The following is a 23,384-nucleotide window of genomic DNA, read 5'->3' as shown; positions in this document are numbered from 1 at the left end:
TATACAAAATAGGTCTGAATTAGTGATTAAAGCATACTATAGTATGGTTTTAGAGCTAATGAAAGAACTATGAAGTAGAATTGCTTTGTAGTATTTGGCTAATGCGTAATGTGGGTTTAAGCTTAATTGCACTATAATCATCGTTTCGGTGGCTTTAGTATAGAAATGAGTTAGTTAATGTAAAAGTTCCAATAAGCCATAAAACATCCTAATACATTTGCCTCAGAAATAAATGCTAATGCTATTTTAATTATGAAGCAACTATTATTAATTCTATTAGGGGTAATGACTTTACCTTCTTGGGCTCAATCTCAATTACAAGGGGTGATAAAAGACACACAAGCCAATCCTATCGGATGGGCAACTGTAATCTTGCAAGCAACGGACAATCCTAAAGAGGAATACTTTATCACAAGTGAGGAAGATGGAACTTTTGTTTTCACAGATATAAAATCAAAAGGAAGTTTTAAACTAACTGCTAGCTTTATAGGGTATAAAGATACAGTCTCTACTATCACTATAAATGATCATACAACACCGATCAATCTAATCATACAAAGTGACGAAAACATCTTAGATGAGGTAATGATCACCAGCCATAGAAAGGCTCTTAAAGTAACTCCTGGCAAAGCTACATTAAATATAGAGCAGAGTAACTTAGCACAAACACAGTCTGCCTATGATGTACTAAAAACACTCCCTGGGGTTACTATTAGTCAAAATGGAGAGTTAAAAATAAAAGGCAAATCAGGTGTCACGGTATTAATGGACGGGCAGCCTACTCAGCTATCTGCAGAACAATTAAAGACCATACTTAAAGGGACTCCTGGCTCTACTTTAGAGTCTATAGAAATTATGAATATACCACCTGCTAATATAGATGCTTCTGGTACAGGTGGAGTAATTAATATTATCTCTAAGAAAAAGCTAGTTCAGGGCTTTTATGGAACAGTTAATTCAACAGTCGGTATTAGTAATAAAGTAAGCACAGATCACTCCTTAAACTTAGGGTATGGCAATGACAACTGGAACTATAACTTCTTGTATTCATTTAGCTATTCTCCTGATAGATTAAGAGAGAGATATGATAAAAAAGATCTGGCTTCATTAGATCATACATGGTCAAATCAGTATCAGTTCTCGGTTCTTAATAGTAAATCTCACTTAGTCAAACTAGATATAGATAGAACATTCCAGAATGGTCATGTACTAAGCTTAAAAACGTCTATGGATTATAACGATACTCCTAGTACAGTACATACCAACACAGCGTTAGGAAACAATAACGATCTCTATCACAGTGTACAGAAGAATGAAAGCAAGAGTAAATTGACTAGTTTTAAAGCTGATGTAATCTATAAAATGAAAATAGCAGAAAAGGAAAGTTGGACTACTTCCATTGGTACCATGTATGTCAAATCAGATATCAATGATGTAATCTATGGTAATAATGGACAACTATTACTACCACACGCCTTACTGACCAAACAGCAGAATAAATATCCTACAGATAGAAAAGAGTTCAATTTTAAATCTGATTATCAGAAACAACTGTGGGATGAAGAAAATACAACTGCAAAAGTAGAGTTTGGCGTAAAGAGTAATTATTCTATTCTGAAAACAGATGAACGTTTATATACATTCATCTCCAATGGAAACGACATTAATGCTTTGCACAAAAGTCAATTTGAATATAAAACAGGTGTACATGCTTTCTATGGATCAGTAGATATGACATTCGATAAATGGGCTATAACAGCAGGTTTAAGAGGAGAATACACACATATCAATGGAGATACCTTAGCTCATAAAAAGTTAATAAAACAAGATTACTTCTCGCTATTCCCTACTGTACAACTAACGTATACAGCTAGTGATTACTATTCTGTAATGGCTTCTTACTCTAGAAGAATAGAAAGACCTGAGTTCGATAAATTAAACCCTGCTATTCGTTATCTAAATAGTACAACAACATCAATGGGTAATCCTAATCTACAGCCTGAATATTCTAATAATATAGAATTAGATCAGCAGTTCTTAGGTTTCATAGATTTATCTATCGGATATAGTCGCATTACAGACCCTATGCTATACAGCTATTTCAACGAAGGAATAAACAAGTCATATTTCACAAGTATTAATGGCAAAAGTAGAAGTGAATGGTATGCTTCGTTATCTGCTCCTATACCAGGTATCAACTGGTGGGAAAACTACCATGGGGTTTACTTTTTTAATACTCGATTTGACAATAACTTAATCAATGAGAATAAAAATAGTGTTGGGGTATTTACCTATAACAACTTTAAGTTGCCTTATAATATGAATATCGAGCTTACTGCTTGGTACCAAAACGGAGGAATAGAGTCTAACTTTAGATATCGTTCATTAGGAGAAGTAAACTTGGGAGTCAGTAAGAAATTCTTAAATGAGAAATTTACAACTACACTTGCAGTAAGTGATCTGTTCAAAACAGGAGGTATTAGAACAACAATTTTAGAACATCCTGATCAACTGACCAACTTCACTGTAAAGAATGATATGAGAGTATTCAAACTAGGAATAACTTATAATTTCGGTGGAAAGAACAAAAAAGGAGATGTTCCACAAGAGGAAACAACGATAAACAAAGGACATTCTCCTGTCAAAATTATTAAATAGACCATCAAATAATTATGTTTCAATAGGTCAATGAAGTATGTATTATTTTCAACTTCTTCACTATTCTTATATAATGCATATCGTAGTTGACCTCGGAGAGGCTGTCTTATTAGGCAGCCTCTTATCGTTTATACACTTCCTATTATTCTAACTTTAATGCCAAATACTCTTTCACGATAGGAATATCAGCTTCAGCCCAATCGTAGTTTAATAAATCCTGATAATCAACCCATAAGACTTGAGCGTGTTCTTTTAATTCAAACTCTTGTGAAGTTGTACTACAAATAAAAGGAAATAATTCTAGAGAAAATGTATCATAGTGATGACTTACAGGTGTTAGCCTTGATTGTACTACAATATTTAGATTGAGTTCTTCTTTTACCTCCCTTACAATACATACTTCATCTTTCTCCCCTCTTTCAACCTTACCCCCAGGGAACTCCCATTTATAAGGTAATAGCATATTCTGATTTCGCTGAGCTATCAAAACCTTCTGATTAAACTCAATGATGGCACAAGTAACCCTTAACATAATAATAAATTTTAACATTTATAAAAAACACAATCCAATATACGATTTACACAACAATAAGCTTATATCATCTCTTTAAAACAACTATCTAATTAAATACAAGACACTTATATCCTCTAAAATGCAATATTACATCTTTATTATTGTTAGTATCCTGACTTTCACTAGTATACTAAAGGTATACTTTATGTTAATACCACTCCTGTTGGATTGCATATATTATGAGATACACATACATTTGCACTGCTTTTAACGATAAAAAAGCTTTATTTTCTTTGTTCGAAACACAAGTTGGTAATAAAGATCTATCCTAAATTGAATATATATTGCCCCACAATTGAAAATAAATTAAATTGCTATGAGAAAAAAGCCTCAAAAGACAAATGTCTAATGAGGCTTTTTTTTATTTTATCTCTTTAATTCTAGTTCCTTTACCTCTCCTGTCAACATATCTAAGGTATGATAAGTATATAATAGTACTTCATTACCAAAGAGCGCATCTTGTATTCTACCTCTATATTGATATCCTTCTATGGTATTTACCAGTACTCCTGTTTTTACATTCAAGACAAACTCTGCTCCCCAATTATTGGTCTCAGTAGAGGATGCTTCTAACATTAGATATTGATTATCTTCTGACAGTAACATACTTGACGAATTAATACGTACAGGTGATTCTAGTAACGTATTAAAATCAACAGACCAAATCACCTTATATGATAAATCAAGGCAATAAACAATACTACTTTCTGTCAACGCAATTAAATGTTGACTATCATTAGTATACTCTACCTTACCTATCTTTTCTTTTAGGCTAGTTTTTATCTTCTCTGTTTCGCCTGAGACAAAGTCAAATAAATAAAGTGTATCCTTAAAAGTCTCTGAAGGAGCAATGAATTGATTCTTCTCTTTATTAAAACTTCCTTGATAAGTACGGATATTTTTAGGCATTTCTGCTATAATCTCTTTGGTCGCTAAGTCTAAACAAAAAGGTTTTTTATTATGAGCAACGATTAGTACTTTATCAGAGTCTAAACTGAACTCTGCATCATATATAAAATAAGTATTCGTAAAAAACACTTGTTCTTGTGTATCTACACGTAGGATAGCAAAATCTGTTTTAAACGCTCTAGTCGTCTCTGATATTTTATTTATAGCGATATACTTTCCGTCTGGAGAAATGGCATTAATACGCCATTCTTTATAATCTGCAAAGCGAATAACTCGCTCTTCTAGAAAGTCATATAACATTAACCCTTCTTCGTTGCGGTCTTTTTGATATTCAAATAATCCTCTTTTTGCTATTCTATTTATTTTCATCTATGCTTATCTTGTTACTTTGATTCCCTCAAAGCCTTATTGAGCCTGCAAGATAGAAAATCGAGTAAGAAAATCAGCAATTAGTACAGAAGATATTCACAGTGGTATTACCAAGGCATTTTATCTGTTTTTACCTCGTTAGACAGGTCAAAAGAAGCACTGAAATAGCCTGTACTATCTACTCTCTTTAGATTATAAGTATATGTATTATCCTTAATCGTCACCCACCATACATTCCCTGCTATTGTACTCATCATATCTACTGTCTCTTGATCTGATGGGAAAAATTGCATATCAGCAAATCCTGTATTGGTAGCAGTACCTCCATACATCGTGATATCATCTGGTGTTCCGTCCTGGTGTCTATGATCGTGCTTTAGCTTTACTAGTCCATTCTCTAGTGTAAATACCCAAGTACGAGATAAATCTTCACCTACAAAGAATGAGATCTTCACCTCCTCCTCTTTACAAGAGATTACCTTCATCAATAACTCTTTATCTTTAAAATCAGCAGGTACATTAGGAGACACGATTTGACCTGCATATGCTTTTCCACAGTGAGCAGCGAGAGACGCTAAGAATTTCTTAGGATTATCTATGGTCTTCTGTGCAAAAGAAGTAATAGTCATTAAGCAAATCACAAGGGTAAATAAAACACGCTTCATAAATATAAATTAATTAGTTTGCTCCAAACATAGACATTTTAAATTCAATTAACTATCAAGCATATAAAAAAACAAGGCTACTTAGTATACTAAATAGCCTTGTTCTTGTTTGGATCTGACACGCTTTATATTACGGTAATAAAATAAATAGCAATAGTGTCTAGATCTAAGCGATTATATATTCTTGAAAAATCTTCTTTGCTTTCTTTACTCCTACTTCTTTTTTGTACTTGTCATGAGAGGAGATATACACTACAGGAGCGCTCTTACACATTCCTTGACATTTCATCTTACACAAAGAGTAATCGTTAGAAAGCCCACTCTCTTCTAATAAAGCTTTAAAACAACTTTTAGTCTCTTCATTATATCTACAGCATTTTTTTCCATCACAAACGAAGATAGTTCTCTCACCTTTCTTAACTTTACTCATAGTTTTAGAATTTGATACAAATATATTTATTTTTATCTATTCTAAATTAACTAAATAAAATTTAGCACACTTTTATGAAATTAAGATATTGGTTGATATTATTTGTTTGTTCTATTCTTACTTTTAATATTATTACACGTTTTCCTGATGCTATTGAAGCCTTTTATACAAATGGTTTTTATTTCTATTTATGTAATGTTTTCAATACGATTACCAGTCTATTCCCTTTTTCTGTAGGAGATATACTATATACCATTATAGGGTTATTTCTTATCCATAAGTTTTATCAAGTTTTTAAAAAATACAAAGGATGGAAGAAAATCACAATGGCTTGTGCGGCATTAACTTTTAAATGTATTGTTATATTCTATATTCTATTTAATATAGGTTGGGGATTAAACAACTTTAGGCCAACTCTAGAAAGCCAATTAGGAATAGAACGTGGCTATGATCAGGAGAAGTTATTAAATCTAACAACCAAATTAATACAAAGAGCTAATCTATTACAACTAGCTATTACAAATGACAGTACGATAGCTGTAAAGCTAAAACAAGATATCAATACAATATTAGCTGATTCAAAAAAAGGTATTGAACAAATAACCTTCTTGCATCAAATTGATAATACCAACTCATTAGCAATCAAAGAGTCTTTATTTAGCCTTCCTTTAACTTATATGGGGTTCTCTGGATATATCAATCCTTTTACATTAGAAGCGCAGGTAAACAATAAAATACCTACCCTTACCATGATTGTCACAGCATCTCATGAGATGTCTCATCAGTTAGGGTTTGCAAAAGAAAGTGACGCTAACTTTATAGGCTTTATGGCGGCATATAATCAAAAAGATACTGCTTATCAATATGCAGCTATTATCTATGCCCTTAGATACTGTGTGTCCAATATCAATGATAGAGATTCAGTAGAAGTTAAAGCTTTATTTGAAACAATACACCAAGGAGTGAAAGATAACCTAAACGAGAATATTATATTCTGGAGTGAATATAAGAATATCACGGATTCTTTCTTTAAGGTATTTTACAATGGCTTCTTAAAACTTAATAATCAAAAAGAAGGCCTACAATCTTATAATAAGTTTGTAGACCTTCTGATAAATTATGATTTAAAAAATCCTATTCTATAAGACTTTATTCTCTTTCATCCACTTTGTTTTTAAATGGTCGAATGATTAAACGAGCTTGTCTGTCAAACATCATATAGTTATACATCCAGTTCCAGAATACAACTAATTTGTTTCTAAATCCAATTAAAGACATCAAATGAACAAACATCCATACAAACCAAGCAAAGAAACCGCTAAATTGGAACTTAGGTAAGTCCACCACAGCTTTATTACGTCCAATGGTTGCCATAGATCCTTTATCATTATATACAAATGATTTTAAAGGTTGACCATCTCTTAATCTAATCAAGTTATTCGCTAATAATTCTCCTTGCTGTATAGCAGGCTGAGCCATCATAGGGTGTCCCATAGGAGTCTTATCTGTCATCATAGTAGCGACATCACCGATAGCAAAGATATCTGTAAAGCCTTCCACTTGATTGTATTCATTTACTTTTATTCTATTTCCTCTTTGAATAACAGTGGCATCAAAACCATCTACAGTAGCTCCCATTACTCCTGCTGTCCAAATCACCGTTTCTGCTGTGAACTCTTTACCTGATTTTGTATATACTTTCTTACCTTTATAATCTGTTACTATTTCACCTAAGTATACTTTCACACCTAGGTTCTCTAAGAATTCCTGTGCTTTTCTAGATGATTTCTCACTCATTGCATCAAGTACTTTATTAGCACCTTGAATCACGTTGATTTCCATCTTATTAAAGTCTAAGTCCGGGTAATCCTTAGGCAATACATGCTTCTTCATTTCTGCTAAAGCACCTGCAAGTTCAACCCCAGTAGGTCCTGCTCCAACGATCACAAAATTCATTAATGCTTTCTGCTCTTGATCATCTGTAGTCTGTAAAGCCTCTTCAAAGTTCTCTAATACTAAACTACGGATATCTAATGATTCAGGGATAGTCTTCATTGCCATACTATTCTTAGTAATGTTTTCATTACCAAAGAAATTTGTCTTAGATCCTGTAGCAATTACAACATAGTCATAAAAAATCGTACCAATATCAGCAACTACCTTCTTATTTTCAGTATCTATACGTTGAACATTAGCTAATCTAAAGTAAATCTCTTCATAATTTTGTACAACTTTACGAATAGGATATGCAATAGATCCTGACTCCAATCCTCCTGTTGCTACTTGATACAACAGTGGTTGAAACGTATGATAATTATGCTTATCTAAAAGCACAACTTGAAAATTTTTGTTCTTTAGTTTTTTAGCAAGTGCTAAACCCCCAAAACCTCCACCAATAATAACAACACGTGGGCGCTTTGAAGTAGGAATATTCATCATAATCACTCGATTTTTACAATGCAAATTTACAATAATTAATTCGCATTGATAAAAATTTCAGTTTTCTAAATTTCGCTTAATCTATGTTCTAATTTAAGACAAAAGAAGATTTAAAGCCCTATTTTTATTGATTTGATAATTTGAGTTACGCTAATTATAGAACTTTTACTTCTAATGCTAAAAAACTAACAATTACATTATTTTAATAATTTTCATACGTTTTTGACAAATACCTGAACTTTATAATTTTACTTAGTATACGATTATGAAAAAAGGCAAGCTGTTATTCACAACTTGCCTTTTCTCTATGTAATAATCAATGATTATTTAAAATTATTTCTAATATTTCGTATTAAGGGTTCTAATCCATTTAATTTTAACTCATAGATTAGACCTAATTGTTCTCCTAGTTTACCCTTTGGGAAGCCTTTATTATGATACCAAACGATATAATGTTCTGGTAAATCAATCAAATACCTTCCTTCATATTTGCCATAAGGCATTTTAGTATGAGCGAGTTCTACTAAGTACTTTTCATTATCTATCATTAGTTAAGCACCTTTACATTTAAGTCTGTATCATACTGTAGTAAGTATACTCCACTATTTCTAAGTGTTCCTTCTGGATTTCTACTATAACTAAATCTATTCTCTATTTCTTGAGATTTTTTACCAATAGTTGGTATAAACCCTTCTTTCTGGAACATTCTGAAAATCACATCTAATGTCACATCAAATCCTCTTGTAGCAAAACGATTAGGATACACATTATATCTGTTTTTATACTCTTGTCCAAATAAAGATTCAGATCTAGACTCTCTTGAATCTCTCGTTACTGAAGGGAAAGTATATTTTAAATCAACTAAAGTCTCTATTCTAATCTCACTGTAATCAAAGACATCTGACTTGTCAAAAGAGGCAATCTGAATATCATAATCCTTTGTTTTATTCTTTAACTTATCTGTGAATAATAATGCCGATGCTATACTATTAGAATCTAGTACAAAGACATTTTTCTTATCTTTTACTAGCGTTTTATCTATCTCTCCTATTTGACTAGTACTAATCATTTTTATCTCAGGAAAGTACTGATTCATAAACTGCTTTGTCGATTGTTTTTTATCATCAACAATTACGGTAATCTTAGCGCCTGTCTTCTTAAAGTACTCTAGTAACTGATTTTTAAGCACATTACTATAAGGCATAGTCTGTACAAGTCTATTAGACGCAGTAGCTTTCTCATTTGACAATGGAGACACTAGTATTACTTTGTCATTAGGCAAAGCCTTTACAGCAGCATCTACATTACTCTGATAAAATGGCCCAATAATCACATCTGTATTACTAAAGTCTTTAGAGTTAAATAAGCTCTTCACACCACTACTATTCTTGCTTTCACTAGAATCATAGACATTTACGGTTAAAGGTAGATTAAGACTCTCTGCATACTCTACAGCCATCTTAGCTCCTGAGTAGAAGTCTAAAGTCATATTCAAGAACCCATCAGAACTCAATTTCGCATCTATATTATCTCCTAACTTATCGATATTAAAAGGCAACAATAACGCTAACTCCTTATGATCTAATCGACTAATAGAATTACTCAAATCAACATAACCTCCTGTTGTATCAACTGTCAAATAACCTTCATTCTCCTCTTTAGGCATATTTTCTTCTACAGCAATATCTAGACCTTCTTTATAAGGCAATATTAACTCCATACCGCTCTTTAATCCTTGTTGAAGATCTGGGTTAAGCTTAATAATCTCCTTAATAGGCACATCATACTTACGACTTATACTATATAGCGTTTGTTGTGGTTCTACTATTAAGCGAATAAACTTATTCTCTTTAGGAGTCTCTGGAGTTACCTCCACTACCTTAGCCTTTGCCTGAAAACCATAAGCAGGCACTTTTATCGTTTGCCCACTTTTAAGACCATCTTTTAGCTCTGGATTCAGCTCTAGTAATCTCTGTACAGAAGTATTGTACGTTACAGCTAGACTATAAAGCGTTGCCTTAGGTTCTACATCTATATTTCTGTAATAGATATTATTAATATCCTTAATTGTATCTGCTGTAGACGATGGTAATGTAGCTGGTATCTTCTTTGGCTTATCCTGTTCATACTGAGTCACATCCATTGAAGATGATTTCTTAGTATTAGGAGCAACAATAATCTCACTATCTGCTAATAACCCCGTTTCTTTTAAAGAAGGATTCCATGTATGTAGATCATTGATAGATACATTGTATTTTTTACTAATACTATACATTGTCTCCTTAGGTTGCACAGTATGCGTTCCTTTAGAAGTAGAAGTATTTTTTGTCTTCTCATCATTTTTCAATAAAGGATTAGCCCCTTTATTCTTTTCTTTCTCTACAAAGTCCTTCGTAGGAATTAATAAAAAACTATTCTCATTGATTCCATTCTTTGCATCAGGATTATACTTCAGTATTTCACTCACAGGTATATCATAATCTCTAGAGATCTTACTTACAGTATCTCCTTTATTCACTCTATACTGAATAAACGAACCCGACTGAGCTAGAACAGACGATGTAAAAACAAATGCCGTTAAGGCTATAAATATCTTCTTTTTCATTAGCAATACAATTTATAAAAAACGATAAGTCGCTATAACAAAGTTACAGCGACTTATTGAATTATTTAAATTATTCCCACTCAATTGTTGCAGGCGGTTTAGAACTAATATCGTAAACCACTCTGTTTACACCTTTTACGCGGTTAATTATTTTATTTGAAATCTCCATTAAGAACTCATAAGGTAAGTGTACCCAGTCTGCAGTCATACCATCTGTAGAAGCAACTGCTCTTAGTGCTACTACTTTTTCGTAAGTACGCTCATCCCCCATTACACCTACACTATTTACAGGTAGAAGGATTGCTCCTGCTTGCCATACAGAGTTATAAAGACCATGTTCTCTAAGTCCTTCTATAAAGATAGCATCTACTTCTTGTAATAATCTTACTTTCTCTTGAGTGATATCTCCTAAGATTCTAATTGCAAGACCTGGTCCTGGGAAAGGATGTCTTCCTAATAACTCAGGGTCTATACCTAAAGAAGCTCCTACTCTACGTACCTCATCTTTAAACAACATACGCAAAGGCTCTACTACTTTTAATTTCATAAAGTCAGGTAAACCTCCTACGTTATGGTGAGATTTAATAGTAGCTGATGGCCCTTTTACAGAGATAGACTCGATTACGTCAGGATATATAGTACCTTGACCTAAGAAAGTAGCATCTTCGATTAATTTAGATTCATCATCAAATACATCGATAAAAGACTTACCAATAGCTTTACGTTTTTGCTCTGGATCTTCTAGACCTGCTAGAGCTTCCATAAAACGATCAGTAGCATCTACTCCTTTTACGTTTAACCCCATTCCATTGTATTGATTTAATACATTTTGGAACTCGTTTTTACGTAATAATCCATTATTTACAAAGATACAGTGTAAATTCTCTCCAATTGCTTTGTGTAATAACACAGCAGCTACTGTAGAATCTACCCCTCCAGATAAAGCCAAAACAACTTTCTCTGATCCAATTTTATTTCTTAAATCTGTTATTGTCTCTTCAACAAAAGCATTTGGAGTAAAATCTTGACTAACACCAGCGATATCTACTAAGAAGTTTTTCAACAGCTGTGCTCCATCTGTAGAATGGTAAACCTCTGGGTGAAACTGGATAGCATAAGTTTGTTCTCCTTCTACTTTATAAGCAGCGTTTTTCACATCTTTAGTACTAGCTAACAACACCCCATTAGTAGGTAATTGTTTAATAGTATCACTGTGACTCATCCATACTTGACTATTATGAGGAATATCTTTAAAGAAAGCATCCTCTGCTATAAAGTCTAAATTCGCTCTACCATACTCACGTGTATCAGATGGTGCTACTTCTCCTCCGAAGAAATGAGCTAAGTACTGAGCACCGTAGCATACTGCTAATAGAGGCATTTTTCCTTTGATATTCGACAAATCTGGGTGTAACGCTTCTTCTGAGCGAACTGAATAAGGACTACCTGATAAAATAACAGCTTTATATTCTGTCAAATCCTTAGGCATATCATTATAAGGTAAGATTTCGCAGAATATATTTAACTCGCGAACCCTTCTCGCAATCAACTGTGTGTATTGCGATCCAAAATCTAAAATAAGTACATTGTGTTGCATGCGCAAAAATAGTTATATTCTACGTATCTCAAAAAAGTTTTTAGAATTTCTTTCTATTTCTTATTTACCTCTACACCCAAGCCTAGTAACCAGTACAAAACAAACTAGTTAACAATTAAAAACATCATTTAAACAAGAATAAAAAGAAGTTTTTTAGGTTACTCCACCCTAGTTTATTTATATTTGCGAACGAAGGTCTGCCTTTAGACCATTATTTTTTCACCTTTAATAGAACAAACTTATATGGATTTTGGAATTTATGAAACGTTAATGCTTGCCTGCTTTGTGTTATTATTAGGACACTTCGTAGTTCAAAAAGTAAACTTTTTTCAAAAATTTAATATCCCCGAACCTGTTGTAGGTGGTTTTATTGTTGCTATGTTTTCTTGGATTGCCTATTCCGTTACTGGCAAAGAATTTACTATTGACGAAAATATCCAACAAGGAATGATGTTTATCTTCTTTTCCTCTATCGGTCTTAATGCTGATTTTAGATCACTTATTAAAGGAGGAAAAGGATTAATCATATTCCTAGTTATAGCAACAGTATTTATTATCTGTCAGAACTTCTTAGGAGTGACTTTAGCTTACTTATTAGAACTAGACCCTAGATTTGGACTAATCGCAGGATCTATCTCACTAACGGGTGGGCATGGAACAGCAGGTGGGTGGGCAGATACCTTTATGGCTAGTGCAACCCCACTTATAGGAGCTAAAGATATCGGTATGGCATGTGCTACTTTTGGACTAATCTTAGGAGGTACAATCGGTGGACCATTAGCATACAAATTATTGCGCAAAAACAACTTTAAAGAACTATCTCCTGAACAAATACAACAGAACGATGAGACTCATGAAATCTCTGTTCCTTCTGTAGTAACAGATAAGAAAGTAAACTATAAAAGCATTATGCTTACAATTACTTTTCTTTCAATCTGTTTAGTTGTAGGACAATATCTAGCTGAGTGGAATACCCAATACGCTTTTAAACTACCTACATTTGTATGGTGTTTATTCATCGGAGTCGTAATTAGAAATGTATTACCTCACCTTTTTAAAGTAAAAATGCATGACGAATCAATAGAAATTTTAGGAAATGCCGGACTATCTATTTTCTTAGCTTGTGCCTTAATGTCTTTAAAAATATGGACTGTAACAGACTTAGCATTACCTATCCTACTAATTCTATTAATACAAGTTACGATGATGTTATTCTTTGCTTACTTTATTACCTACAGAGCTATGGGCAAAGAGTACGATGCTATCGTATTAAGTGCAGGGCACTGTGGATTTGGATTAGGAGCAACAGCAACAGCTGTAGCAAATATCCAAGCTGTAACAAGCCGTTTTGGCCCATCACCTAAAGCATTCCTTATTATTCCTATGGTAGGAGCATTCTTCATAGACATCCTGAATGCATTAATCTTAAATGTATTTGTTACATTTTTATAGAAAACGAGACACAAAATTACATATAAAAAAAGGCTACTTAAACTAGATTTAAGTAGCCTTTTCTGTTGATATTATTTGGTAATCAAACCTTTCACACGAATTTGTAATCGTGGGCATATGGTAATACGTCCCTAAAGTTGTCGCGGATTTATAAACTGTAAACTAACAATACCTCTTGATTAATCGATCTAATTTTTCCTCTATCCCCTCTTCAACCACACCACCGTGATAGCAAATTACACGATTAGGTTTTAGGTTCTTAATCTTCTCAACAGAAGCTAAAGCAGCCTCCATATCCAGAGTAAACTGAGGATTAGCGATATTAAACTCACCCTCCTCTACCACTATCGCATCTGCCGCAATTAATGTCTTACTCTCTGTATCAAAGAATGAAATATGTCCTTTCGTATGCCCTGGCGTAGCTATAACCTGTAATGTATCTTTAAAGAACTGTCCATCCTCTAAAGTTTGAGTAACCTCAAAACGTTTGATACCCTCAAGCTGTTTAATGAAGTCATTTACCCCTCCTTTCATCTCCTCAGGGATATGAGTAAGACTCTCTTTAACTTGTATAAGACGTTCAGACTCTACTCGACCAGAAACAGAGTCAGACTCTATAGCACTACTGATAACCTCTAAAGAAACATATTCCTCTTTAAATTTATGCAATCCTTCTAAATGATCAATATCATCATGAGAAATAATAATTCCTTTCAAGTCAGCTACCATTAGTCCTAGATGCATTAACTCTTGTTTAAACTCTTGAAAATTATAAGTAAAACCACAATCTATTAAATAAGAGGTTCCGTCTGCAAATCCAACTACTACAGGATTAAAAACAGTTGGCTGTCCCTCTGCAGATTGAGCATTTATATGTAATATCTCTATATTCATTGTTTTTATTTTTTGTTTTTTTGTGAAATCGTCTTTTGTGAAACCGTGAAACTGTTTTTTTTGTAAAATCGTGAAAACATGATGTCTCACCTGTTCCCTAGCGCAGCGCCTCCGTAGTAAGCGAAGTGAAACGGAGCGCACGACTCCCTAGCGTAGCGACCCTACGGTTGGCGCGGATTTGCAATCCGTGACATGTAACCTCGCTGCGCAAAGTCTCCCGACTTTGAGTAACCCTGTTCCCTATTTCCTAGCGCAGCGCCTCCCTAGTAAACGAAGTGAAGCGGAGTGCACGCCTCCCTAGCGCAGCGCCTCCGTAGTAAGCGAAGTGAAACGGAGCGCACGACATCACAAAAAAAGCCTAACTAGAAAACTAATTAGGCCTTTACTATTTTAATTAGCGAACTAATTTTTTATATTTCAAACGAGTTGGAGCTACATCCCCTAAACGTTTCTTACGATTCTCTTCATAGTCTGAGAAAGAACCCTCAAAGAAATAAACTTGAGAATCACCTTCAAAAGCCAAGATATGCGTACAGATACGGTCTAGGAACCAACGGTCATGGGAAATAACCACTGCACATCCAGCAAAGTTCTCAAGACCTTCCTCTAATGCACGTAGTGTATTTACATCCAAGTCATTCGTAGGCTCATCCAGTAGCAATACGTTTCCTTCTTCTCTTAATGTCATTGCTAGGTGAAGACGGTTACGCTCACCTCCAGAAAGCGTTGATACCTTTTTATTTTGTTCAGAACCACCGAAGTTAAATCTACTCAAATAAGCACGAGAATTCACTTGACGACCACCCATCATGATCAACTCTTGACCATCACAGAAGTTTTCCCAAATTGATTTCTCTGGGTCTATATTAGAGTGTGCTTGATCCACATAAGCAATCTTAACCGTATCTCCGATAGCAAATGTACCCGCATCAGGCTGTTGTTCTCCCATGATCATGCGGAAGATAGTAGACTTACCAGCACCATTAGGCCCGATAATACCTACAATACCAGCTTGTGGCAAAGTAAAGTTTAAATCATCATATAACAATTTATCTCCGAAAGCCTTCGCTACACCTTTTGCTTCAATCACATTTGTTCCAAGACGTGGTCCATTAGGGATATAAATCTCTAATTTTTCTTCTAGAACTTTTTGATCCTCGTTTAATAATTTATCGTAGTTCTGTAACCTTGCTTTTTGTTTTGTTTGACGACCTTTAGCACCTTGACGTACCCAATCTAACTCACGCTCTAAGTTCTTACGACGTTTAGAAGCTACCTTCTCCTCTTGAGCTAATCTTGTAGACTTTTGATCTAACCAAGAAGAATAGTTCCCTTTCCATGGAATACCTTCTCCTCTGTCTAGCTCTAAGATCCATCCTGCTACGTTATCTAAGAAATAACGGTCGTGCGTTACAGCAATTACTGTTCCTGAATATTGTTGTAAGTGTTGCTCTAACCAGTGTACAGATTCTGCATCTAAGTGGTTAGTAGGCTCATCTAATAATAATACATCTGGATTTTGTAATAATAGACGACATAAAGCAACTCTACGACGCTCTCCTCCAGAAAGAATATTGATAGGAGTATCAGGCTCTGGCGTACGCAAAGCATCCATAGCGATAGCTAGTTTTGTATCTAGCTCCCATCCTCCTACAGCATCTATTTTATCTTGTAGCTCAGCTTGTCTATCCATCAGTTTCTGCATTTTATCTGCATCTTCATACACTTCTGGCAAACCAAACATATCATTTATCTGATTGAATTCATCTAAGATTGCTACCGTTTCAGCAGCTCCTTCTTTAACGATTTCGATAACAGTCTTTGTTTCATCTAATTGAGGTTCTTGTTCTAAATACCCTACAGTGTATCCTGGTGCAAACACCACATCACCTTGATAGTTTTTATCAACCCCAGCAATAATCTTTAATAAAGAAGATTTACCAGAACCATTTAGACCTAAAATACCAATTTTAGCCCCGTAAAAAAAGCTTAAATAAATATCTTTTAATACAGTCTTATTTGTCGATGAGTAAGTTTTACTCACTTTTGACATCGAAAAAATTACCTTTTTATCGTCTGACATAAAGTAAAATATATTGAATTTATTGATTACTAAGCTATAAGCGTTCTATAGCATATTAGCCAAAAATAGTATTAATTAAGGAGATTAGGAAATGTGTTCTACATTTTTTTGATTTTGTCTTGATAGGCTATTTGATCTTATATCATTATGGTCTCTACCTGAATTTCTATTTACCTCATAAGACCTTTTTAGACTACTGAATCTTATAGAAAAATATTTCTATAAAACCTCTTATCTCTAAAAAATTCATCATTTCACATCGATTAAACCTAAACTGCACACAAAAATACAATGTTTAGAAAATATTAACAATAAAAACAAACATTTAAGCCTATAATTATTTGTTTTCTATACTTTTAAATACTATCTTAGAGACAACTTTAAAAAACTCACATATATGACAGAAAATTTACTTTTTGCAAAAAGTGAAACTTGTGAAAACAATCACGAAAATCACTATTACGACCCATCAATAGATGCTTACGTTTGCTCAACATGCAACGCAATTTCACCAGCAAATTCTATTTATGATTTCGAAGAGAAAGCAGACGATGAATACGAATTGCATATTGGAATCTAAGGTCGACAGAATCTTGTAATTAACTCTAATGTGAGAGATTTAATTACAAGATTTTTTTATTCCCTTACTTTGGAGGGGTGTCCGAAGGACGAGATGCTTTATCTCTACTTTAAAGTGATTGCTATATTTAAAACCACATAGCCTACTTCTTCCTTCTTAAGATATGGTAAACTTTATAGTCCTTAGTCACTACTTTCTTACTCCAGTCCACTATCTGTTTTCCTTCCTCTAATACCCTCATCATTTTAACTACTAAATAGTCATAAACGGTAGTAAATAGAATAACTACTACACCAATGTATAAGGTACGCAAATGAAGGTACTCAAAGCAAAATGCTGCGGTAATCCCTCCTACCCCAAACGAAAAGACAATGGCAAGTTTAAGTCCTATATGAGAAAGCAAAAGATTGCGAAGGTTGACTCTTGTTAGATTAAACAATAACCTCGCTGTCTCTATCCCTAGATCGGTAACTATCCCCGTAATATGCGTAGTTCTCACTACCGCCTTAGAAATAAAAGTAACAAGAGAATTCTGTAATCCCATCGCAAATAACAGTACGTAGGCTATCTTCATCGGATATTGAAACAATATATCTCCTTCGAGATAAGCCACTCCTCCTAATAAGATAGCCTCTAGTATCAAGGGCACTGTAAAATACACCTTATTCCAAATCAACTTCTGCAACTGTAAGATCACGTGAGAAGTAAAAGATCCTAAAAAGAACGAAACCAATAACAACACTGACTTCAAAATAGCTTGTTTATTAAAGGTAAGTACCTCCTGAGCAAAATTAGATAAATACCCAGTCACATTGGTTGTCATCAGCTTTAAAGCCAAAAAACCACTTACATTCACCACGCCTCCTACAAATGATAACAACACTGCTAAACGCAGGTTCTGCATAAAACTTCTCTCCTTACCTCTGTGTGATAACATAAACTTATAAATTACTCCTCCTCAAACTATAATATAACAAATTTAAAGAGAATTACAAATATATGGGTGTGTGGTAAGAGGATTTATTGAGTTGTCTCGGATTTCTGAATCTGTGATTGCAAACAGCTACGCAATAGTCTCCCGACTTTGCGTTTTATAGTTGTTGAGGGTTTCCGAATCCGTAATTGTAAATCGGAATTTAACACCTTAAAGAAGATAGATAATTAAAAGTGCATGATAATAAGTTTCCTACTTTATTCATCATTATCCTTCTTCTTATTTAACATCTTAGTTTGTTGTTTCTCTATTTTCTTCACACTCTCTACAGTAGGCAAATCTTCTGGCATCATACCTCCTAATTCTTCAATTGTCTTTCTCACCTTGGCTCCTACCTCATAATGTGTTTCATTCGCTTTTGCTTTACCTTGAATATCCTCTCTGCGCAGTTTATCCTCAGTCTGTGTTGCACGGAACAAATTAGCCGCTAACTCCGTACTGCCCATATGATCTAATATCTGTTGACTCTTACTTAATCCTTTTTTTTTATGGATAGCTTTAGCATCTAAACCTCCGTATAAACCTTTATATCCGTGGTTTTGAAAAATAGCATAATCTATTGGCTTAATCACTCCTGCATCTTTTGCTGCAGCAGCAAGTTGGGTATTGTGTTTTGCTAACTCATTTCTCAAGAACAAACGTCGTTCATCCTCAGTGGACAAATTAGCATATTCATCCATCTGGCGTATTTCTTGTATACGCGTCTGAACTGCAAAATACGTCTGTCCTTGTGCAACAATTTCTTTGGAAGGATCTGCATTTTGAACCACAAGATAACAAGCGTAACGAGATAACTTATAACTTGGCATTTCTCTTACTGCTCCTGATCCTATAGAAACCATCTCGTTGAAGTCAACGATATGGTCTGCTACAGCGTATCCACTATTCTCACAAGCTTGTTTTGCTTTATTTAATACACGTTCAAAGTTTCTGAAATCAACATATTCAATAACTTTAGCAAACTGCCGTGCACTCCAATATTCATTGCCAGCTTCGTCAATCTGCCTAATTTGCTCAAACAAGCTCTCGTTTATATTTTGCATATCACTCCCCATAATTGTATTTTTATTTTTAGTGGATTAACCTTAATTCTCTGTTATAACACACTAGTTAGACAGTCCTTAAATAAAGAGCATCACTCTCAATTAATCATCTATTAATCTGCAATATAACAACCGTAAGTTACATTTTTTTTAATATAATGCGGATACTTTTTATACAATTATTTAAGCTCGTTATCACAGAATTCTGTTATCGTGGATTTCCGAATCCGTGATCATAAATAGCTACGCACTAGTCTCCTGACTTTGCCTTATTTTATTATTAATTAAGAATTTCAAACATACACACCTATAAAAGTGTATTAATTCATTATCTTAGAAGACAAACTAATACTTCAATTTAATATGTTTATTATACTTTTTATCAAGTTCATAAAGCACTCGATCTGAATCTTCAAAAACAATAGACAACTCATTACACACCTCTTTTAATTTAACTAAATAATCAAGATATACCTTTACTTGATCTTTCTCTCTTCTTAATTCTTCTTGTAGGCTAATTCCATAAATAAAACGAAATACACGCTGATCTAGAATCTGATATACATGTGGATTTTTAAAACGTAAAATAGTGGATGCCATAGCTAACTGAATACCTGTACAAGCTAATAAAGATTCTAAAACCTCTCTTGTCAAATCCACATCTAGTTCCAAACTATTTTTATCAATCTGATTAAGCACCTTCATCCTAGAATCATCAACCTCAGCATATCGATTTACTTTCCAAAGTACAATTTGGTCTATTGTATTTTGATTAAAATCTCCTTCTAACTGATCTAAAATAGGAGTTAATTTACCTTGATAATTATATGCTTTATCAGCTTCTTTAATTATTTCAAAAGAGATTTCTTCGGTTTTATACGTTTTCAAGTTATTATCATTCATATTCTATAGTATATAGGCTAATATTATTAAAAGAAGTGGTGCATAGATTAAACAATAGTCTTTTAATCTAATAATGAATAAGCAAATCAGATCTCTTCTTTTTCTCAAGTTCAATCTTCATAAGATAACCCCTATAGTCAGAATAATTTAATACAAACATTCTTATCTTGACCTACTCAAAAAAGCAGTCAACTGATTACTTTCCTTCATATCTTTTTCTATTTAACTCGCTCTAAAAAGCAGAATGTATATCTCGTTTTATAAGGTTTACGAACCTCTACTACTATCATATCGTGCATCTGCCCATTCTCAACACACTCAAACTGTTCCTCTAAAGATTTAAACTTTGCCTTACTCTTTAAGAATATTTGCTTTTCACGTGCGTTTGCTCCTAATTGATACCTTAACAGATTGGTATCTATTCCCCATGTTTGATCATAAGCCACTTTTGCCTCTACATCTAAGAACTCCTGAACAATAATCATCAACAAATCACATTCTTTTTTTATGAAGTTTTTTTCTACAGAACTATCACGACCATTCTTAATATCTTTAGTAAAGAAGAACTTGAGTTCTATCTTATATGCACCATCTAATTCCCCAGCTTTATTAAAAGACAAGTCCACTCGGCCTATCTTCTTTTTAGCTTTAGTCTCATAGCTTAACTCCCACCTACGGGGATGCTCTGAGAAAGCTCTATAACTAGGAGTATTCTGTTGATTATACATAGATAAGATCACATCTCTTATCAAATGTTCTTGCTTCAGATTAGGAAAGTTATCATTTACTTGTTCTAATCTATCTCTAAACTCATTAGAGGTAAGTATCGATTCTAGTTGTTTAAAATATGTATTCATAGCTAAGATATTTCAAAGTGATTACTATATATTATTTCCATCTTACAATTTGTGTTTTTTTCAATATAATACTCTCCATCAAAGAGAAAAACAAAAGACTTTTCTACTTTTCGATCATCATATTCTTTTTGTTTTAGATCACTTGTTATTCTCTCTATTTCTTGTTGAGTTAACTTAGCTATATCAAAGGAATAGTCTCTTGGGGTATAAAATATAAAATACAAGTCTTGAGTTAACTTCTCTTCTTTGATATCAAACTGCCACTTCATATTTGTAAACTTAGCATAGGAGCAGTTTTTACTATTAATAGCTAAATGTCTCACTGCCTCTAATATTGCATTCTTAACCAACTGTGTCTTATGTTCACTAATATCTTTATTCAATAACAAAGGTGTTATACTATCATTTTCAGCTATCTCCACCACCTCATAATCACCACCAAAGCTTTTTCCCTTATAAGGTAAATCGTAGGCAACATGATGCTGACGACACAGCATAATCAAATTACTATCAAGCTCACCCATTCTGTGTTCATCCTCAAAAACAGACACAAACTTATCTAAGTCTATTTCATATAAATCATCATCTATCTTAAAATTAGAGTCTAATAGAACCTTAATAATACTTTTTCGATCTCTTCCCTTACTAGAGAAATGAGCCGCATCTAACCTTTTCCATACTCCACAGTACTCTCCTCCTAACTGATGATTTTGACAACTCTTTTGTGTCTTTTTAAGTTCCTTTCCTAATCTTGTGATAATCTTATTAGTAGTAGGACCTACATATTTTTCAAACTCTATAAAACTCCCTTTAAATATAGCCATTTTCTTTGCTTTTTACTTCTTTACCTTCTTTCTATAAGCTGCTATTTTCTCCCTTTCTTTCGAGATCTGATAATCTAATGTCTTAATTCTTTCTCTCGCATGATCGTGATAATGCTTTTGTTTCTTATTTTTCACATTAGCTCTTACTGTCCTTTTAATAGACTCAAAATTCTCTATTCTTTTTTTACACTCTTCTATTTCCTTCTTTGGATCTGTACTAAACAAAAAGGATAAAACTGACAATATCCCCATACTATACAAACAATTTTAAAATCAACAATATATAATTCCCATTAGGGATAATCAACAGAATAGGTTCTGCGGTCTCGACCATATCTTTAAACGTAACTGATTTTAGTAGAGAGGATAAGTCATGACTTAACTCTTCATTAACTTCTACGAACCCCATCTCTTTTTTCATTCCTTCTTTAGAACGCTCTAACAAGATTAACAAGCCAATTACAGCAGATAACGCTATAAATTCCTTACTCCCTTTGCGTTGTTTTTCAACTAGTAACTGTAAGCTACTTATAACTAATACTAAGTCCATCGTATTAATCAACGAATAGAACTTTGGGCTTATCTCTATCTCATCATATCTACGCCCTACCTCTTTTGTGAAGTGCACTAATGAGTCAGCTGTAGAAGAAGAGAACTCTATTGTCGCTTGCTTAGCTACACCTAACTTTTCTGTAGTAAAGTCCCACGATTCAGATGCTGTATTAACTACCGTAGAGACTGCAATACTTACCGTATCACGCACTGCGCCCACAGTTACACTTGCAGTATCAGAGAGCTTGTCTAAAAGTCCTTTCTCTTCTAAATTCTCTACTGTACCAGTACTTTTTAATTCGATCAGTTTTCCCTCAGTATTTATTGATCTTTCGGTAATGATAATTTCCATATCAGAAGCTACTACCTCAAAAGCTTCAATGTCTATTATCTCTTCTTTTTTCTCACCAAAAAATATATTTTTAATACCTTCGAAAATTCCTTCTTTATCTACTTTTGCTTCAAATACTTCTTCTTTTTTTTCTTTATTCCCAAAGAAACCACTGACTTTACTAAATACTGATTCATCTTTATCTCTTGACATTCTCTTCTAATTTAATTTTCTAAATTAATCATTCTCTCACAATACTCTTTATGGAATTCCGTAAATAATCCAATTAATTGAGTAAACTACAGTATCTCATAAATATCTACACACCAATGGAATGAAATCCCTCCTATCGTCAGCATGATATGTATTGTGGATTCAGTGGACGGCTTTAAACACAGAACACAGCATATTATACATTGTATGGCAAGTTTAAGCATTAACTCCTTGAATAAGGACTTTCTATCCATTGGGGTCTAGCTGTGTGTTAGACGGAAGTATTCCGTCTCTACTGATGTGACGAACGTGGTATACATGACGCATTGATCTATACATTCTAATATCAACTCTATTGACTCTTCACATAACAATATAAATGAACTCTGTATAATATTGAAGGGTGTATATC

21 protein-coding genes are annotated in these 23,384 nt (G+C 33.6%); 4 read left to right on the top strand and 17 right to left on the bottom strand.

Translation table 11 applies throughout. From position 1 onward, the window contains the following. Nucleotides 1-252: 252 nt before the first annotated feature. Nucleotides 253-2,658: a TonB-dependent receptor domain-containing protein gene (locus E0Z07_RS12935; protein ID WP_006265204.1), complete on the top strand. Its 2,406-nt coding sequence runs from the start codon at nucleotides 253-255 to the stop codon at nucleotides 2,656-2,658. 142 nt (nucleotides 2,659-2,800) lie between these two features. Here E0Z07_RS12935 and E0Z07_RS12930 read toward each other — a convergent pair whose 3' ends face one another. From E0Z07_RS12930 to E0Z07_RS12915, 4 genes are all read right to left on the bottom strand, one after another. Beyond that, a complete protein-coding gene (locus E0Z07_RS12930) occupies nucleotides 2,801-3,190 on the bottom strand; it encodes a (deoxy)nucleoside triphosphate pyrophosphohydrolase (protein WP_006265203.1) in 390 nt (129 codons plus the stop codon). A gap of 408 nt (nucleotides 3,191-3,598) precedes the next feature. Continuing rightward, a complete protein-coding gene (locus E0Z07_RS12925) occupies nucleotides 3,599-4,510 on the bottom strand; it encodes a hypothetical protein (RefSeq protein WP_006265202.1) in 912 nt (303 codons plus the stop codon). A 107-nt stretch (nucleotides 4,511-4,617) separates the two neighbouring features. After that, nucleotides 4,618-5,175: a hypothetical protein gene (locus E0Z07_RS12920; protein ID WP_006258996.1), complete on the bottom strand. Its 558-nt coding sequence runs from the start codon at nucleotides 5,173-5,175 to the stop codon at nucleotides 4,618-4,620. Between the two features lie 166 nt (nucleotides 5,176-5,341). Then, entirely contained in the window at nucleotides 5,342-5,605 is a 264-nt protein-coding gene (locus E0Z07_RS12915) for a (2Fe-2S) ferredoxin domain-containing protein (RefSeq protein ID WP_006258997.1), read from the bottom strand. Nucleotides 5,606-5,679: 74 nt separating this feature from the next. Here E0Z07_RS12915 and E0Z07_RS12910 point away from each other — a divergent pair, with 74 nt between their 5' ends. After that, nucleotides 5,680-6,750, top strand: a complete 1,071-nt coding sequence (locus E0Z07_RS12910) for a DUF3810 domain-containing protein (RefSeq protein ID WP_006265201.1) — start codon at nucleotides 5,680-5,682, stop codon at nucleotides 6,748-6,750. A 4-nt stretch (nucleotides 6,751-6,754) separates the two neighbouring features. On the opposite strand, the gene E0Z07_RS12905 is transcribed toward E0Z07_RS12910, so the two are convergent. The 4 genes from E0Z07_RS12905 to guaA all read right to left on the bottom strand — a co-directional run bounded on the left by E0Z07_RS12905 (nucleotide 6,755) and on the right by guaA (nucleotide 12,246). Then, a complete protein-coding gene (locus E0Z07_RS12905; RefSeq protein ID WP_006258999.1) occupies nucleotides 6,755-8,044 on the bottom strand; it encodes an NAD(P)/FAD-dependent oxidoreductase in 1,290 nt (429 codons plus the stop codon). A gap of 323 nt (nucleotides 8,045-8,367) precedes the next feature. Then, nucleotides 8,368-8,592: a DUF3820 family protein gene (locus E0Z07_RS12900; protein ID WP_006259000.1), complete on the bottom strand. Its 225-nt coding sequence runs from the start codon at nucleotides 8,590-8,592 to the stop codon at nucleotides 8,368-8,370. Continuing rightward, complete coding sequence (locus tag E0Z07_RS12895) at nucleotides 8,592-10,649, bottom strand: LysM peptidoglycan-binding domain-containing protein (protein ID WP_006265200.1); 2,058 nt, start codon at nucleotides 10,647-10,649, stop codon at nucleotides 8,592-8,594. The genes E0Z07_RS12900 and E0Z07_RS12895 overlap by 1 nt, the downstream gene beginning before the upstream one ends. 70 nt (nucleotides 10,650-10,719) lie before the next feature. Beyond that, nucleotides 10,720-12,246, bottom strand: a complete 1,527-nt coding sequence (gene guaA, locus E0Z07_RS12890) for a glutamine-hydrolyzing GMP synthase (protein ID WP_006261108.1) — start codon at nucleotides 12,244-12,246, stop codon at nucleotides 10,720-10,722. A gap of 243 nt (nucleotides 12,247-12,489) precedes the next feature. Between guaA and gltS the strand changes: the two genes are divergently transcribed. Beyond that, nucleotides 12,490-13,698 carry a sodium/glutamate symporter gene (gene gltS / locus E0Z07_RS12885; protein WP_058699569.1) on the top strand — a complete coding sequence of 403 codons (1,209 nt, stop codon included), beginning with the start codon at nucleotides 12,490-12,492 and terminating at the stop codon, nucleotides 13,696-13,698. Nucleotides 13,699-13,860: 162 nt separating this feature from the next. Here the strand turns inward: gltS and E0Z07_RS12880 are convergent, their stop codons facing one another. After that, on the bottom strand, nucleotides 13,861-14,592 hold the full coding sequence (locus E0Z07_RS12880) for an MBL fold metallo-hydrolase (protein WP_006265198.1): 732 nt from the start codon (nucleotides 14,590-14,592) through the stop codon (nucleotides 13,861-13,863). Between the two features lie 394 nt (nucleotides 14,593-14,986). Further along, complete coding sequence (gene ettA, locus E0Z07_RS12875) at nucleotides 14,987-16,675, bottom strand: energy-dependent translational throttle protein EttA (protein WP_006261105.1); 1,689 nt, start codon at nucleotides 16,673-16,675, stop codon at nucleotides 14,987-14,989. Between the two features lie 397 nt (nucleotides 16,676-17,072). Between ettA and E0Z07_RS12870 the strand changes: the two genes are divergently transcribed. After that, complete coding sequence (locus E0Z07_RS12870) at nucleotides 17,073-17,255, top strand: hypothetical protein (protein WP_006261104.1); 183 nt, start codon at nucleotides 17,073-17,075, stop codon at nucleotides 17,253-17,255. 142 nt (nucleotides 17,256-17,397) lie between these two features. Here the strand turns inward: E0Z07_RS12870 and E0Z07_RS12865 are convergent, their stop codons facing one another. From E0Z07_RS12865 to E0Z07_RS12835, 7 genes are all read right to left on the bottom strand, one after another. Further along, a complete protein-coding gene (locus tag E0Z07_RS12865; protein ID WP_006259007.1) occupies nucleotides 17,398-18,192 on the bottom strand; it encodes a YoaK family protein in 795 nt (264 codons plus the stop codon). A gap of 254 nt (nucleotides 18,193-18,446) precedes the next feature. Further along, nucleotides 18,447-19,304 (bottom strand): DNA damage-inducible protein D, encoded by an 858-nt coding sequence (dinD, locus tag E0Z07_RS12860; protein ID WP_006265197.1) that lies wholly within the window; start codon nucleotides 19,302-19,304, stop codon nucleotides 18,447-18,449. 333 nt (nucleotides 19,305-19,637) lie between these two features. Further along, on the bottom strand, nucleotides 19,638-20,195 hold the full coding sequence (locus tag E0Z07_RS12855) for a hypothetical protein (RefSeq protein ID WP_006265196.1): 558 nt from the start codon (nucleotides 20,193-20,195) through the stop codon (nucleotides 19,638-19,640). A gap of 218 nt (nucleotides 20,196-20,413) precedes the next feature. Next, entirely contained in the window at nucleotides 20,414-21,052 is a 639-nt protein-coding gene (locus tag E0Z07_RS12850; RefSeq protein ID WP_006265195.1) for a hypothetical protein, read from the bottom strand. Between the two features lie 2 nt (nucleotides 21,053-21,054). Next, entirely contained in the window at nucleotides 21,055-21,876 is an 822-nt protein-coding gene (locus E0Z07_RS12845) for a hypothetical protein (protein ID WP_006265194.1), read from the bottom strand. Nucleotides 21,877-21,888: 12 nt separating this feature from the next. Further along, a complete protein-coding gene (locus E0Z07_RS12840; RefSeq protein WP_006265193.1) occupies nucleotides 21,889-22,128 on the bottom strand; it encodes a hypothetical protein in 240 nt (79 codons plus the stop codon). 1 nt (nucleotide 22,129) lies between these two features. Continuing rightward, complete coding sequence (locus E0Z07_RS12835; RefSeq protein WP_006265192.1) at nucleotides 22,130-22,972, bottom strand: hypothetical protein; 843 nt, start codon at nucleotides 22,970-22,972, stop codon at nucleotides 22,130-22,132. Nucleotides 22,973-23,384: the final 412 nt, after the last annotated feature.

It is taken from the genome of Myroides odoratimimus (genome assembly GCF_004337635.1).
Lineage (GTDB): Bacteria > Bacteroidota > Bacteroidia > Flavobacteriales > Flavobacteriaceae > Flavobacterium > Flavobacterium odoratimimum.
The sequence above is the reverse complement of the archived record's forward strand: the minus strand, read 5'-3'. Positions and strand labels throughout refer to the sequence as shown.

Bases quoted from the DNA above. Each gene is read 5' to 3' on its own strand.
- E0Z07_RS12925 (WP_006265202.1), bottom strand. From the start codon at position 4,510: ATGAAAATAAATAGAATAGCAAAAAGAGGATTATTTGAATATCAAAAA.
- E0Z07_RS12930 (WP_006265203.1), bottom strand. From the start codon at position 3,190: ATGTTAAGGGTTACTTGTGCCATCATTGAGTTTAATCAGAAGGTTTTG.
- E0Z07_RS12850 (WP_006265195.1), bottom strand. From the start codon at position 21,052: ATGAATACATATTTTAAACAACTAGAATCGATACTTACCTCTAATGAG.
- E0Z07_RS12835 (WP_006265192.1), bottom strand. From the start codon at position 22,972: ATGTCAAGAGATAAAGATGAATCAGTATTTAGTAAAGTCAGTGGTTTC.
- E0Z07_RS12920 (WP_006258996.1), bottom strand. From the start codon at position 5,175: ATGAAGCGTGTTTTATTTACCCTTGTGATTTGCTTAATGACTATTACT.
- E0Z07_RS12905 (WP_006258999.1), bottom strand. From the start codon at position 8,044: ATGATGAATATTCCTACTTCAAAGCGCCCACGTGTTGTTATTATTGGT.
- E0Z07_RS12870 (WP_006261104.1), top strand. From the start codon at position 17,073: ATGACAGAAAATTTACTTTTTGCAAAAAGTGAAACTTGTGAAAACAAT.
- guaA (WP_006261108.1), bottom strand. From the start codon at position 12,246: ATGCAACACAATGTACTTATTTTAGATTTTGGATCGCAATACACACAG.
- E0Z07_RS12845 (WP_006265194.1), bottom strand. From the start codon at position 21,876: ATGGCTATATTTAAAGGGAGTTTTATAGAGTTTGAAAAATATGTAGGT.
- ettA (WP_006261105.1), bottom strand. From the start codon at position 16,675: ATGTCAGACGATAAAAAGGTAATTTTTTCGATGTCAAAAGTGAGTAAA.
- E0Z07_RS12910 (WP_006265201.1), top strand. From the start codon at position 5,680: ATGAAATTAAGATATTGGTTGATATTATTTGTTTGTTCTATTCTTACT.
- E0Z07_RS12855 (WP_006265196.1), bottom strand. From the start codon at position 20,195: ATGAATGATAATAACTTGAAAACGTATAAAACCGAAGAAATCTCTTTT.
- E0Z07_RS12915 (WP_006258997.1), bottom strand. From the start codon at position 5,605: ATGAGTAAAGTTAAGAAAGGTGAGAGAACTATCTTCGTTTGTGATGGA.
- E0Z07_RS12865 (WP_006259007.1), bottom strand. From the start codon at position 18,192: ATGTTATCACACAGAGGTAAGGAGAGAAGTTTTATGCAGAACCTGCGT.
- E0Z07_RS12900 (WP_006259000.1), bottom strand. From the start codon at position 8,592: ATGATAGATAATGAAAAGTACTTAGTAGAACTCGCTCATACTAAAATG.
- dinD (WP_006265197.1), bottom strand. From the start codon at position 19,304: ATGGGGAGTGATATGCAAAATATAAACGAGAGCTTGTTTGAGCAAATT.
- gltS (WP_058699569.1), top strand. From the start codon at position 12,490: ATGGATTTTGGAATTTATGAAACGTTAATGCTTGCCTGCTTTGTGTTA.
- E0Z07_RS12840 (WP_006265193.1), bottom strand. From the start codon at position 22,128: ATGGGGATATTGTCAGTTTTATCCTTTTTGTTTAGTACAGATCCAAAG.
- E0Z07_RS12935 (WP_006265204.1), top strand. From the start codon at position 253: ATGAAGCAACTATTATTAATTCTATTAGGGGTAATGACTTTACCTTCT.
- E0Z07_RS12880 (WP_006265198.1), bottom strand. From the start codon at position 14,592: ATGAATATAGAGATATTACATATAAATGCTCAATCTGCAGAGGGACAG.
- E0Z07_RS12895 (WP_006265200.1), bottom strand. From the start codon at position 10,649: ATGAAAAAGAAGATATTTATAGCCTTAACGGCATTTGTTTTTACATCG.